The sequence below is a fragment of the Anaerovibrio lipolyticus genome (assembly GCF_021531495.1).
Classification (GTDB): Bacteria; Bacillota; Negativicutes; order Selenomonadales; family Selenomonadaceae; genus Anaerovibrio.
Genome location: NZ_JADYTY010000007.1, coordinates 32,228 through 44,617, shown reverse-complemented (window position 1 = coordinate 44,617; position 12,390 = coordinate 32,228). Strand labels below are relative to the sequence as shown.

The following is a 12,390-nucleotide window of genomic DNA, read 5'->3' as shown; positions in this document are numbered from 1 at the left end:
CGGATTTTCCTCCCACGGGTGCTTCGTTCATTGACTATTAGTCAGTGATAACGATACCCATGCTGCGGGCAGTACCCTCAATCATACGGGTAGCAGCCTCAACGCTTGCAGCGTTCAGATCCTGCATCTTGCTCTCAGCAATCTCCTGTGCCTTAGCACGAGGCAGGGTAGCAACCTTATTCTTGTTTGGTTCACCAGAAGCCTTCTCAATACCTGCAGCCTTCTTCAGAAGTACAGCAGCTGGAGGAGTCTTGGTAATAAAGGTAAAGGATCTATCCTCAAATACAGTAATCTCTACTGGAATAATCAGACCAGCCTGCTTAGCAGTTCTCTCATTGAACTCCTTAACGAAGGCCATGATGTTAACACCAGCCTGACCAAGTGCAGGACCTACTGGAGGAGCTGGAGTAGCTTTACCAGCCTGAACCTGTAACTTTACCATTTTAGCGACTTTCTTTGCCATCTTGAATCCACCTCCTTAAATGGAAATTAATTCTTTTCAACTTGATCGAAGTCAAGTTCAACATTAGTTTCTCTGCCGAACATATCAACAAGAGCTTTAATCTTACCCTTCTCGTCGTCAACAGATACAACTTTTGCTGCAAAATTTTCAAATGGGCCGGAGCAGATTTTTACTGTCTCCCCAACTTCTACATCAATATCATGTACAACCTTGGTCTTTTCTACGCCCATTTCCCTCAGAATGTTCTCATACTCATCTTCAGTCAAAGGAATCGGCTTGGTGCCAGAACCTACAAAACCAGTAACGCCATCCGTATTGCGGACATCATACCAGGTTTTTTCATTGACAATCATATTCACCAGGACATAACCTGGGAAAATCTTCCTCTTGATTACTTTTTCGACGCCATCCTTCTTCTCAACCTCTTCCTTTTCAGGAATGATTACATCGAAGATCTCGTTCTCCAGACCCATGGACTGAACCTTCTGTTTGAGACTTTCCAGCACCTTGTTTTCGTAACCGGAATAGGTATGGACTACATACCAGTGTCTAGCTGATTCTTTCTCGGATCCCATCCCAGACGCACCCTCCAGTCTTTAACGTACAATGAGATTAAACAATCTTGCGAAGAAGCTATCACAAATCCAGATAAGTGCGCAAACGATAAACACGGTAATGCTAACCACTACAGTGTATTTCGCCAGCTCACGTCTGGTAGACCAGGATACCTTCTTCATCTCAGCAGAGACTTCACGCAAAAACTGCACAGGGTTAAAGCCTGAAGACTTCGGCTGAGCACCTGACGTCTTTGTCTCCGCCATTGCTTCACATCCTGTCTTATACTGCAAAACCCAACAACTGCGGACTAATTACTTAGTCTCCTTATGCAGAGTGTGCTTCTTGCAGAACTTACAATACTTGTTGAATTCGATTCTATCAGGATCGTTCTTCTTGTTCTTGTTGGTCTGATAGTTGCGGCTCTTGCACTCAGTGCAGGCCAACGTAACTGCATTGCGCATTTTATGCACTCCTTCTGATTAGATTATTGAGACACCACAAAATGTCACTGATATAATTTATCACAAATACCTACGCATGTCAATAACTTCATAAGGAAATACTGACAATCCTGACATTTTATTTATCGGCATAATAAAACCCCTCACAAGCAAGGGGTTAAATCACATAGTTGGTGGCTGCGAAGAGATTTGAACTCCTGACACTCCGGGTATGAACCGAATGCTCTAGCCAACTGAGCTACGCAGCCATATAATGGAGCTGATAACCAGAGTTGAACTGGTGACCTCATCCTTACCAAGGATGCGCTCTACCTACTGAGCTATATCAGCATAATAACAATTTGGTTGCGGGAAGAGGACTCGAACCTCTGACCTTCGGGTTATGAGCCCGACGAGCTACCTACTGCTCCATCCCGCGATGATAAATGGTGGGCAGGGATGGATTCGAACCATCGTAGCCTACGGCGACGGATTTACAGTCCGTTCCCTTTAACCACTCGGGCACCTACCCACATCATCTGTCAGCTATACAGTGTGTAACCCGCTGACAGATATATACTATAGCAGTTTATCATCAAAGAGTCAAGCACTTTTTGAAAAAAACATTATTATTTTGTGTTAAGCAATCCTAATATGTCATTTCCTGAATTTGCTGCCATATATGATGCCACAGCTTCAGCAGTTTCTGTCTCTTCTGCTTTCCAGATGCCTTTTTCTACGACAGTGTCTAGCAGCTTAGGGCTCTCCTCCTGAACTGCTGCATGTGTCTTGGTCTGAGAAACAATCTTGCCATCCTTCATCGTAGTGATAAGCGTAGAACCATCTGACAAAATCCTCGTTACAGTAACTGTATCTTCATCACTAGCATCATCACTGCCTGCTCCTAGAGACGGGCTCTCGCCTTTCTTCATCTTCTCCAAAATCTGAGAAAACATTTCGCTGGTATCTGAGCTATTCTTTTTAACTGTACCTGATACGCCAAAGCCAATACCCGTAGAAGCACCATCAATTCTTGCACTCATATCCAAAAGCTCCTTTCACGCACGGCATACCATGCCGTCGAAACGCCTTTCATTCCTTTGATTACTGTTCGGCAAAATCCCTGCCACTATATCTATCGTCAAAATTTAAGATTTCTTAATATGGCAAAAATCCCTGCTGATTAGGGATATACCGTAAAGGGAGGAGGGTATATCCAAAATCAAAAGGGAGTTTTTAATATTATGTAATTAGCTTTCCAATGGCTGGCCGCCTACATCCTGACCGTCCTTTTTCAGAATAGCAAAGGCATAGATGCTGGCTACCATAACAATACCGGAAATTACCAGGAAGGTGCTCTGATAGCCGATATCGTCATGCAATGCCCCCAATGGGGTGGAGAAGATAATCTGGCCTACCTGAGCCGCAATCTGGAAGCCTACCATATAAATGGTGGCAGACATACGGGTATCAAAATGCAAAGTGAAATAGCGGAAGATACCCAGAATGAACAAAGCAGTTTCTGGTGCATGGAGCAGAATTAACTTGCGGACACCGATTTTCTTCATCACAACTGGTACTACACCCATCATCAGGAACTCCAGGAATACCTGTAGATACCCCAGCCAGCAAAGAACAGCAGAATTTCTGCGGAGCTTGCTCTATAAAAAGGATTGGCAAATGCCTTTAACTTATCCATAACCTTTAACCCCTCGTCTTAATACTTATTAGTTTCTTCTTCCAATTTGTAGACAACTGCCTGACAGCTGCTGCCCATTTCTATGGTCAGTGGTGCATCCCAATAGATTCTCTCAGTAAATGTTCTTTCCCCTTCATTTACAAAGATTTCAGCAGAGGTCTTGTCCACAAAAATCTGTAATTTCAGATTGGCAAAATCTGCTACCTGAGCTGCTCTCTCCCCATCCTTGGTATTGCGCTGAATAACCAAACGGCCGCCTTCTGTATCTGCTCCAATGGTAAGATTGTGCTCTCCATCGGTAATGGTAAACAGTTCTCCATCTGCTGCCTCAAAAGCCAGGTTCAACTCAGCTGTTCTTGGCAGCTCATATTCATGACCAGTCTCCATCACACCTGCTATAAGCTTGGCAGTTCTCAATGCTTCCATTTCATTAACAGGCTGCTGATAAATATGGTCATCCTTGATATGCAATTCTCTAGGAATAGTCAAAGCACCAGCCCAGCCATCCTGCTTTTCATGCATATCAGAATCCCAGGCATTCATCCAAGCCACCATAACTCTACGGCCATCTGGAGTCAGCATGGTCTGAGTAGCATAGAAATCGTGACCATTGTCGATTTCTACAAATTCACCTCTGGAGAGAACCTTGTCCTCTCCCAGCTGGCCCATAATATAGCCAGTCTGGTTCAGATTGCGGAATCTATCTCCATCTGCCTCCAACCCCTGTGGAGACATCAGCAGTACATCCTGTCCATCCAGATGGAAGAAATCAGGACACTCCCACATATAGCCTTCCTCCTTCAGATTCTTGGCCTTGGAAAGTATGGATACCCGCTCCCAATTAATCAAATCCTTGGAGACAAAGAGCAAAGCCCGTCCCAGCTCGTCCTCTCCCTGACTGCCCAAAACCATGTAGAAGGTATCTCCCTCTTTCCAAACCTTTGGATCACGGAAATGCTTGGTATTGTCTGCTGGCACTCTGAGAACTGGATTGCCTTCATATTTGGTAAAATGTACCCCATCCTCACTATAAGCCAAGTTCTGATTCTCATAGAAGGATTCATTGTCATTTGGCTCAAAATAATGATGACCAGTGTAAATCAGCCACAGCTTGCCATCATGCTCAATAGCACTGCCAGAAAAGCAGCCGCTTTCCATATCACCTGGAACCAAAGCTGTTGGCAAAGTCTCCCAATGAATCATATCCTTGCTGCGGGCGTGTCCCCAATGCATAGGCCCCCACTCTGCTGCATATGGATAATACTGATAAAACATATGATAATAGCCCTTGAAATAGGAAAAACCATTTGGATCATTAATCCAACCACTTTTTGGCATCAAATGATAGCCCAAACGATACCGCTGATTTGTTACCTGCATTTCTTCTTTCACCAAAATACCCCCATTTTTCTTCGCACTTATTATCTCGAACCGGTTTGATACTTCTATAATAGTTATAAAACAATAATTTGTCAATAGCTTTTTGAGATTTGTATAAACGATTTTTGATAATAAAAAGCGAAACCTGTCTAACAGGTCTCGCCCTTCAAAAGCCTTGGCTGTAACACCCAAGGTAGATTATCTTTTGTACCTTTTACCTTGCTGACCACCTTCTGAGCTGCAATAGCCGCCAATTTCTCAATAGGCTGCCTTACTGCTGTTATGGGTTGAATACCAGTCTGAGTCATCCCGGTGCCATCATAAGCCACCATTTTTATATCCCGGGGTATGCGATACCCCCTTTGAGCCGCCACCCGCATACAGCTGGCTATGGCCATATCGGAACCAAATATACCATCAATATCCCGATATTCCTTAAACAGTTTTTCGGCTGTTGCCAAAAAATCCTCATAGGTAAAAGCATTCCAAGGCATTTCCAAAATATCCGTTGTCACGCCATGCTGCCGCATGGTTTCGTGAAATACCCTGTGGTAATCATTAGCAGGAGTGTGCACCCCCTGATACCCCTCAATACCAATGACATGATGACAATCATGCTGTAAAAAAGCCTCTGCCGCCAGCCGGCCACCTATGCAATGGTCACAGTGAACAATGGGAATATTGTCATTGAGGTAACGGTCAAAGGCAATAACTGGCTCCTTTAGCCCCTCATAAATAGACACATCCAGAGAATGAGCCCCCATTATAATGCCATCCATAGTTTGTCTTTTTAGCATTTCAATAAATTTCCGCTCTGAATTTTCCTTGTATTTGGTACAGCAAAGCATCATCTTATAACCCAGACTGTACAGCTCTGTTTCCAAAGCCTCTGCCAGCTCAGAGAAAAATGGATGGGAAATAGATGGTACTATAACTCCGATAATATTCGTCCGCTGCAGGGACAAATTCCTGGCCATTTCGCTGGGAATATAATTCAGCTTTTCCACAGCTGCTTCTACCTTGAGACGGGTTTCCTCAGAAACATAGCCTTTTTTATTCAACACCAGAGATACCGTACTAGGTGCTACCCCGGCTTCCTTTGCAACATCCTTAATTCTTGCCATATCCTCTTCCTGCAAAATCTCCTTATATCAACAAAAACACTATGCCTTAGCAATGAATTTTTTTACTTCTGCCACACTGCGATTCAATACCAGCTCCTCTGGGAAGTCAATTTCCGTCAACAACTTCTGAGCTTCCTCAAAACAGCCTACCCAGGATGGATCATGGGCATCGGAATCCACAATAATAGGAGCGTCATACTGCCGGCACAAGGACAACATTGTTCGATAATTCTCTACACAGTTCCAACGATATTCCGGCTTCAAAAAGGAGCTATTGTTAACCTCCAAAGCCACATGATATTCCTTGGCTGCCTGCACCAATCTCTCATAATTCAGTGGCGTATGGTCATCATCTGGATGGGAAACGAATTTGATCCGAGGATGCTTCATACAGCTAATGAGATTGTCTGTATTCTGCTCCCGGCCTGCATCCTTGTAGCAACAGCTGTGAATGCCCACAATGCCATAATCAATCTGATTGTTCAGCACCTTACCAGGTATATCCAAGGTGCCGTCCTGCAACACATTTATTTCACTGCCAAATAACAGCTCTACCCCATACAGCCTTTTAGGCACCAAATGCAAATTGCAATAATATATATCTTCTACTGTGCCTGGCATAGAGGGAGAATGTTCTGTAATCCCTAGCAGCTTCAATCCCTTTTCCGCTGCTCCCTGGGCCATTTCTCTAATGGTGCCATAGGCATGTCCGCTGGCAATAGTATGAGTATGCATATCTAATTCAAAATTCATTTTGAGGCCTCCGTAATTTCATCTCCATTTCAATCTCGTTTCTATTGTAGGCCAAAAAACAAGGAAAAACAAGATTACATTTGTTTTTCAACCAATTTGGACAAAAAAATACTGCTGTATCCCCCCAAAGGCATACAGCAGACAGACTGTAGACAAATATGGCAGCGAGTGTGGATAACTCGCTGCCATATTTGTCTACGGTCTGACCGTCTACTGTTAATTAGTAGGCGGTTTATTTTTACTTTATCTTCTACCGTGGCTGGCGTTTTTGGCCTTGTCTCTCAATCGTCTGGAGCGATTGTTACGGCCCTTATGCTCTGAACCTTTGCGGTTGGCATAACGGCTCTTGGCCTGCTTGGACTGTTCCTTTTCGGCAGCAGCCTTTTTGGCAGCCATTTCCCGCTCCCGCTTTTCCCTTTTAAGACGGGAAGCCAGACTACGAGAGGACACATCCTTCTGGATATGGTTCTTAATGCCGGCCTCAATACGCCGCAACTGGGAATACTGGCGAGCATTAACAAAGGTAATAGCTGTACCCTGCTGACCTGCTCTACCTGTACGGCCAATGCGATGAATATATTCCTCTGTATTGCGAGGCAAATCATAGTTAAAGACATGAGTTACCCCTTCAATATCCAGCCCTCTGGCTGCAATATCTGTAGTAACCAAAATCTGCAGCTTGGCCTCCCTGAACTTCTTCAGGACATTAGTTCTCTGCAACTGGGACAAATCCCCATGAAGCTCATCAGCCAAATAGCCTCGACGGGCCAAGGCCATAGCCACCTGAGAAACCCGGCTCTTGGTACCGCAAAATACCATAGCCAGATATGGATTCTGCTCGTTAATCAGCTCGCACAGCTTGTCCAGCTTGGAATCCTCTACCGTATCCACAACCCGCTGCTGAATATTGTCCAAGGTAATGTTCTCAGTCTTGATAATTACATGCTGGAAGTTTGTCATATAGCGATGAGCCAGAGCCTTTACCTTGTCCGGCATGGTAGCAGAAAACAGCATAATCTGTCTATCTCTGGCCATAGTACCCAGAATCTGCTCCACATCCTCCAAAAAGCCTCGACGCAGCATTTCATCTGCTTCGTCCAGCACAATGCGATTAGTATTAGCAAAGGTAATGGTCTTGCGACGCATATGATCCAGAATACGCCCCGGAGTACCAATAATCACATGAGGCTCTCTCCCCAGTTTCTGCTTCTGCCGTTCAATATCCTGACCGCCATAAATAGCTAGAGAACGAACTCCATTGGCTTTCCCCAGCTGAGCTGCCACCTTGGCAATCTGCAAGGTCAGCTCTCTGGTAGGAGTAAGAATCAAGGTCTGAATATTGTCAGCCTGCACCTTGATTCTATCGTAGATAGGCAGGAGAAAAGCCAAGGTCTTGCCTGTACCGGTCTGAGCCTGCACAATGGTATCCTTGCCATTTCGCAGGGCAGGAATGGCCTCTGCCTGTACCGGGGTGGGCTCCTTGATGCCCAATTTCTCCAAGGACTGGCACAAAGACTCTGATACACTTAAATCATAAAATGTTTTATTTGCCATTTTTATGCCTCGTACATCTTAGCCAATCTTGCCTGTACATCCTCATCAGCCAGGAAATCATCATAGCTGGTAAGCTTATCAAATACTCCCTCTGGAGTCAGCTCAATAATTCTATCTGCAATAGTCTGAACAAACTGATGGTCATGGGATACAAACAACAGGGTACCCTTGAAGTTAATCAAACCATCATTGAGAGCAGTAATAGACTCCAAATCCAAATGATTGGTAGGCTCATCCATCAGTAATACATTAGCACCGCTCAGCATCATCTTGGACAGCATACAGCGAACCTTCTCACCACCGGAGATAACAGAGGCCTGCTTCAAGCTTTCCTCACCACTGAACAGCATACGGCCCAGGAAGCCACGAACAAATGACTCATCTGGATCCTTGGAATACTGCCGCAGCCAATCGGTCAGGCTCAGCTCACAGCCCTCAAAATATTCAGTATTATCATTTGGCAAATAAGCCTGGGTAGTGGTTACACCCCATTTGAAGGAACCCTCATCTGGCTCCATCTCACCCATGAGAATCTGGAACAGAGCGGTCTTGCCGGCGCTATTAGGGCCAGTAAAGGCAATCTTATCTCCCTTACGCACGGTAAAGGAAACATTGTTCAATACCTTCTCCCCGTCAATAGTCTTGGAAATCCCCTCTACCAGCAGCAGCTGATCTCCAGCCTCACGGTCAGGAGTAAAGGCAATATAAGGATAACGGCGGGAGGATGGCTTAATATCATCCAAGGTAATCTTATCCAGCAGCTTCTTACGGGAAGTAGCCTGCTTGGACTTGGACGCATTGGCTGCAAAGCGGGCAATAAAGGTCTGCAGCTCTTTGATTTTTTCTTCCTTCTTCTTGTTAGCATCCTTGGCTAGCTGGAGAGCCAGCTGACTGGAATGATACCAGAAATCATAGTTACCAACATAAAGCTGAATCTTGCCAAAGTCAACATCAGCAATATGGGTACATACCTGATTCAGGAAATGACGGTCATGGGATACAACAATAACAGTGTTCTCGAAGCCTGCCAAGAAGTCCTCCAGCCAGTTAATGGAAGCCAAATCCAAATGGTTGGTAGGCTCGTCCAACAGCAGAATATCTGGATTGCCAAAGAGAGCCTGAGCCAAAAGCACACGTACCTTCAAGGCAGGATCCAGCTCAGACATCTTCTGATAGTGATACTCCTCACCGATACCCAAGCCATTCAACAGCTTGGCTGCATCAGACTCAGCATCCCAACCGTTCAACTCAGCAAATTCAGCCTCCAGCTCGCCAGCACGGATACCATCTTCATCACTGAAATCAGGCTTGGCATAAATAGCATCCTTTTCGTCCATAATGTCTACCAGATGCTGATTACCCATAATAACAGTACGAAGAACCTCATACTCATCAAAGGCAAAGTGATCCTGCTTCAATACAGACATACGCTCGCCAGGAGTAATATCAATAGAGCCCTTGGTTGGCTCAATATCGCCACTCAAAAGCTTCAAAAAAGTAGATTTACCAGCACCATTGGCACCAATAACGCCATAGCAGTTGCCCGGAGTAAATTTGATGGATACATCCTTAAACAGGACACGTTTACCAAATTGCAGGGTTACGCCGCTAGTTGAAATCATTTTTATCTATACCTCACATCTCTATTATTTGTTAACACACTTAGGAATTTAAAATTCCCTGATAATAATCCTCCAGAATACTCTGGCCATAGCCTACACCAGGCACTGCCCAGCGGCCATTCAAATCCTTCCACTGAGTCAGGGTGTTGCTGCCATAAGACCGACGCACCAATTCATAGCGGGGATCTACAATATTGTCCTGAGGAGGCTCCACAGAAGCATAGGCCAGCAAATGCTGGATATGAGCCTTTACCCCCAGTCTAGGAGTAGCAAAATAAGCCCCCTGAACCGTAGCACTGGTGGTACCCAAACCACAATAATTATTCTGAGCAGGAATTACAGTACCGCCATAGCGGAAATAACCAGTTTCCTTCAAGGCCTGAGCAAAAGCAATATCTGGACGGATACCGGTTCTGCTTCCTTCCTCATAATAGTAGGAAACCAACTCCTGTGGACTAACATTCAGCTTAGGGTTGGGATTGTGCTTGAGAAGATAACGAACACACTGCTCCTGGGTAGCCACCGCACCACCCATAATCATATTATCATCTCTGCTGGCGATAGCAGCCTTCTTATCAGGTTCGGCCTCACGTGGATGCAAAATCTGATAAATACGCTCCTGAAAGCTCAGCTCCCTTTCACTGTCCATAGCCTCCACCTGCTGACCAGCTTCAGCCTTTTGGGCCTTTTTCACCTTCTTGGCTATGGTATTATGCTGGGCAGTCTGACTTTGCTGTCTATTAACCTTGACCACTGTTCTAGTTTTACTGCCATCCTTAATAGCAATAGATGCCTCTACATTCACTGCACCGGAAAACAACAGCAGGCTTAAACCGCAGGCTGCAATGGATAAAATCTTTTTAGTTTTCACAATCTATGCCCCCAACGCAAACACAATTAAAATAATGGTATATATAATATCATGAAAGCAGTATACTATGCAACTGCTCTCATGTCTCTGTCTCCTCAATGGACTTGTGGAGAATATCTTTGCCTAGAACCGTAATGGAATAATACAGTCCCACGAAAAATGGCAGATATTCCGCAATAAACCGCCAGGCAACAGCCAAAATTCCCACCGTGCCTGCTGGTACACTATTGCTGAACAGCAGAACAAAACCGCCCTCGGCAATACCGGAACCTCCCGGAGTAGGAGAAAAATACAGCAGAATATTCAAAAACATCATTCTGCCCATTACTGTCAGCCAATCCACCTCTGCCCCCAAGCCCAACATCAGGCAAGGAACCACCATGTAGATAAAAATCAAACTCAGACCTGATTCAAAAAATACCCGAATCAGAGAAGTAGGGGATTTGACCAACATCTGGATGCCAGTTTTGCTATCTCGATAAACATTAAGAAATTTTCGCCGCACATTATGTGAGGAAATCCGGCGAGAAATCCGCACAGCCATATAATCACAGGCATTGTAGCGAATACCATAAACCAGCAATACCATTAACAGCAATATACCTGAACCTACTGCCACCATAACATCATTGGATACTCCCGGCAAAATCCCTGCATCATGTAGAAAGACAAAGGGCAGACAGCAGGCCAGAAACAAAATGGAAACAATAGTGCGGACCATAGCCAGCACCGCAGCCTTGCCGGCAGGTATCCCGGCCTTTTGCAAGAACATAATCTGGGCAATGGCTCCTGCCGCCGCTCCCGGCCCCAGCATAGCCAGAAAATAATTACCAAAAACCACCTGTACAGACTGCTTCAAGGTAATACGTTCCCCTGATATTTTCACCAGATGCATCAGCCTTGTACCATCCAATATAAGGCCAATGGTAATAGCCAAAATAGCCAATGCCACTGACCAAGGCTGAAATACATGGAGATTGCGAATGGTATTAATATCCACAGTGGAATAAATAACCACGCCGGATATTACCAATATAAACAATGTTAAAAGTAAAATTCGTCCGTAGACCTTATTCATGAGTTAACTCCTTGAAGGATATAAGCTCTATCTTCTGCTGCCGTAAATAACTCATAGCTTCCTCAGAGGTTACAGAAGCCAGCTCATCCTCCCAGTGATACTGCCAATCATAGACACTGCCCAAAGCCTTGGCATCACAACCAGGATGAACCATAATCTCCGAAATCCCATCAGGCAGGGCCTTCAGAATATTCAGGAAATATTTTTTCTCCATATGGCCTCCTGCCAACATACCAAAGAAGTGCTCAGGCATCATCATATTATAACATTTTGCCCGGCGTCTTGCCAACATGGCACAGGCAGTAAGTCCACATTTTGCTAGTCGGCGAAACATACCGCTATGATAGCCTCCCGTAAAACCAAAGGCTTCTCCGGGATAACGCATCCTATGAATATTATATTTTTTCATTAGCTCCAAGCAGATTTCCGTTACCCCAGGCAGAGTATGAAGATGCTGGTGGCTGTCCAAATGGGTAATATTCAAGCCCAAAGACATAGCTTTGGCAATCTGAGCCTCACACTCTGCGTAAAGCTGTCCCTTATCAATCTGTCCCTGCAAATATTTTTTGATAAAAACCATATGGTCAGCATGAAAATGTCCCTGTTCATCCACCAAGGTGGATACCTTGTCCAAAGGCAGTACAGGCTTTTCTGCCACCAGAGTAATATGAATCCCGATTCCCAGTTCAGGGTTCTGCCGGGCCAGCTGGCTAGCCTCCTCCACAGCTGCCCCCGTGGGCATCAGGGAGGTACTTCTCAAGCACCCCTGCTGATACCCTTTAATAACAGCCTTATTTACCTCAGTATGAAGGCCAAAATCATCTGCATTTACAATTAGCTTTTTCAAA

The 12,390-nt window shown here is 44.9% G+C and carries 14 protein-coding genes and 4 tRNA genes; all 18 read right to left on the bottom strand.

Annotation, left to right across the window (positions count from 1 at the left end):
• Positions 1 to 37: 37 nt before the first annotated feature.
• Entirely contained in the window at positions 38 to 463 is a 426-nt protein-coding gene (gene rplK, locus I6E26_RS04325) for a 50S ribosomal protein L11 (RefSeq protein WP_235320626.1), read from the bottom strand.
• 26 nt (positions 464 to 489) lie between these two features.
• Positions 490 to 1,038, bottom strand: a complete 549-nt coding sequence (nusG, locus tag I6E26_RS04320; RefSeq protein ID WP_235320624.1) for a transcription termination/antitermination protein NusG — start codon at positions 1,036 to 1,038, stop codon at positions 490 to 492.
• A gap of 21 nt (positions 1,039 to 1,059) precedes the next feature.
• Positions 1,060 to 1,284: a preprotein translocase subunit SecE gene (gene secE / locus I6E26_RS04315; RefSeq protein WP_419179905.1), complete on the bottom strand. Its 225-nt coding sequence runs from the start codon at positions 1,282 to 1,284 to the stop codon at positions 1,060 to 1,062.
• Positions 1,285 to 1,332: 48 nt separating this feature from the next.
• Positions 1,333 to 1,482 carry a 50S ribosomal protein L33 gene (gene rpmG, locus I6E26_RS04310; protein ID WP_027398039.1) on the bottom strand — a complete coding sequence of 50 codons (150 nt, stop codon included), beginning with the start codon at positions 1,480 to 1,482 and terminating at the stop codon, positions 1,333 to 1,335.
• A gap of 171 nt (positions 1,483 to 1,653) precedes the next feature.
• A tRNA-Met gene (locus I6E26_RS04305) sits at positions 1,654 to 1,730 on the bottom strand.
• A 6-nt stretch (positions 1,731 to 1,736) separates the two neighbouring features.
• Positions 1,737 to 1,812 (bottom strand) — tRNA-Thr (locus I6E26_RS04300).
• A gap of 12 nt (positions 1,813 to 1,824) precedes the next feature.
• Positions 1,825 to 1,900: transfer RNA gene (locus tag I6E26_RS04295), tRNA-Met, on the bottom strand.
• An 8-nt stretch (positions 1,901 to 1,908) separates the two neighbouring features.
• Positions 1,909 to 1,993: transfer RNA gene (locus I6E26_RS04290), tRNA-Tyr, on the bottom strand.
• 97 nt (positions 1,994 to 2,090) lie between these two features.
• On the bottom strand, positions 2,091 to 2,504 hold the full coding sequence (locus I6E26_RS04285) for a hypothetical protein (protein WP_235320621.1): 414 nt from the start codon (positions 2,502 to 2,504) through the stop codon (positions 2,091 to 2,093).
• 207 nt (positions 2,505 to 2,711) lie between these two features.
• The gene (locus I6E26_RS04280) at positions 2,712 to 3,053 is read right to left on the bottom strand and encodes an MFS transporter (RefSeq protein WP_235320620.1); all 342 of its coding nucleotides are present in this window, start codon (positions 3,051 to 3,053) and stop codon (positions 2,712 to 2,714) included.
• Between the two features lie 125 nt (positions 3,054 to 3,178).
• The gene (locus tag I6E26_RS04275; protein ID WP_235320618.1) at positions 3,179 to 4,552 is read right to left on the bottom strand and encodes a glycoside hydrolase family 32 protein; all 1,374 of its coding nucleotides are present in this window, start codon (positions 4,550 to 4,552) and stop codon (positions 3,179 to 3,181) included.
• A gap of 137 nt (positions 4,553 to 4,689) precedes the next feature.
• Positions 4,690 to 5,664: a LacI family DNA-binding transcriptional regulator gene (locus tag I6E26_RS04270; RefSeq protein ID WP_235320617.1), complete on the bottom strand. Its 975-nt coding sequence runs from the start codon at positions 5,662 to 5,664 to the stop codon at positions 4,690 to 4,692.
• 39 nt (positions 5,665 to 5,703) lie between these two features.
• Positions 5,704 to 6,417: a phosphatase gene (locus I6E26_RS04265; RefSeq protein WP_235320616.1), complete on the bottom strand. Its 714-nt coding sequence runs from the start codon at positions 6,415 to 6,417 to the stop codon at positions 5,704 to 5,706.
• Positions 6,418 to 6,660: 243 nt separating this feature from the next.
• Positions 6,661 to 7,971 carry a DEAD/DEAH box helicase gene (locus tag I6E26_RS04260; protein WP_235320614.1) on the bottom strand — a complete coding sequence of 437 codons (1,311 nt, stop codon included), beginning with the start codon at positions 7,969 to 7,971 and terminating at the stop codon, positions 6,661 to 6,663.
• A gap of 2 nt (positions 7,972 to 7,973) precedes the next feature.
• Positions 7,974 to 9,593, bottom strand: coding sequence for an ABC-F family ATP-binding cassette domain-containing protein (locus I6E26_RS04255; RefSeq protein WP_235320613.1), 1,620 nt, complete (start codon positions 9,591 to 9,593; stop codon positions 7,974 to 7,976).
• 40 nt (positions 9,594 to 9,633) lie between these two features.
• Positions 9,634 to 10,464 carry a glucosaminidase domain-containing protein gene (locus I6E26_RS04250; protein ID WP_419179904.1) on the bottom strand — a complete coding sequence of 277 codons (831 nt, stop codon included), beginning with the start codon at positions 10,462 to 10,464 and terminating at the stop codon, positions 9,634 to 9,636.
• A gap of 79 nt (positions 10,465 to 10,543) precedes the next feature.
• A complete protein-coding gene (locus I6E26_RS04245) occupies positions 10,544 to 11,542 on the bottom strand; it encodes a lysylphosphatidylglycerol synthase transmembrane domain-containing protein (RefSeq protein WP_235320611.1) in 999 nt (332 codons plus the stop codon).
• Positions 11,535 to 12,389 carry a ChbG/HpnK family deacetylase gene (locus I6E26_RS04240; RefSeq protein ID WP_235320610.1) on the bottom strand — a complete coding sequence of 285 codons (855 nt, stop codon included), beginning with the start codon at positions 12,387 to 12,389 and terminating at the stop codon, positions 11,535 to 11,537. The genes I6E26_RS04245 and I6E26_RS04240 overlap by 8 nt, the downstream gene beginning before the upstream one ends.
• Position 12,390 lies beyond the last annotated feature (1 nt).

Bases quoted from the DNA above. Each gene is read 5' to 3' on its own strand.
- rpmG (WP_027398039.1), bottom strand. From the start codon at position 1,482: ATGCGCAATGCAGTTACGTTGGCCTGCACTGAGTGCAAGAGCCGCAAC.
- I6E26_RS04245 (WP_235320611.1), bottom strand. From the start codon at position 11,542: ATGAATAAGGTCTACGGACGAATTTTACTTTTAACATTGTTTATATTG.
- nusG (WP_235320624.1), bottom strand. From the start codon at position 1,038: ATGGGATCCGAGAAAGAATCAGCTAGACACTGGTATGTAGTCCATACC.
- rplK (WP_235320626.1), bottom strand. From the start codon at position 463: ATGGCAAAGAAAGTCGCTAAAATGGTAAAGTTACAGGTTCAGGCTGGT.
- I6E26_RS04285 (WP_235320621.1), bottom strand. From the start codon at position 2,504: ATGAGTGCAAGAATTGATGGTGCTTCTACGGGTATTGGCTTTGGCGTA.
- I6E26_RS04260 (WP_235320614.1), bottom strand. From the start codon at position 7,971: ATGGCAAATAAAACATTTTATGATTTAAGTGTATCAGAGTCTTTGTGC.
- secE (WP_419179905.1), bottom strand. From the start codon at position 1,284: ATGGCGGAGACAAAGACGTCAGGTGCTCAGCCGAAGTCTTCAGGCTTT.
- I6E26_RS04280 (WP_235320620.1), bottom strand. From the start codon at position 3,053: ATGATGGGTGTAGTACCAGTTGTGATGAAGAAAATCGGTGTCCGCAAG.
- I6E26_RS04270 (WP_235320617.1), bottom strand. From the start codon at position 5,664: ATGGCAAGAATTAAGGATGTTGCAAAGGAAGCCGGGGTAGCACCTAGT.
- I6E26_RS04265 (WP_235320616.1), bottom strand. From the start codon at position 6,417: ATGAATTTTGAATTAGATATGCATACTCATACTATTGCCAGCGGACAT.
- I6E26_RS04255 (WP_235320613.1), bottom strand. From the start codon at position 9,593: ATGATTTCAACTAGCGGCGTAACCCTGCAATTTGGTAAACGTGTCCTG.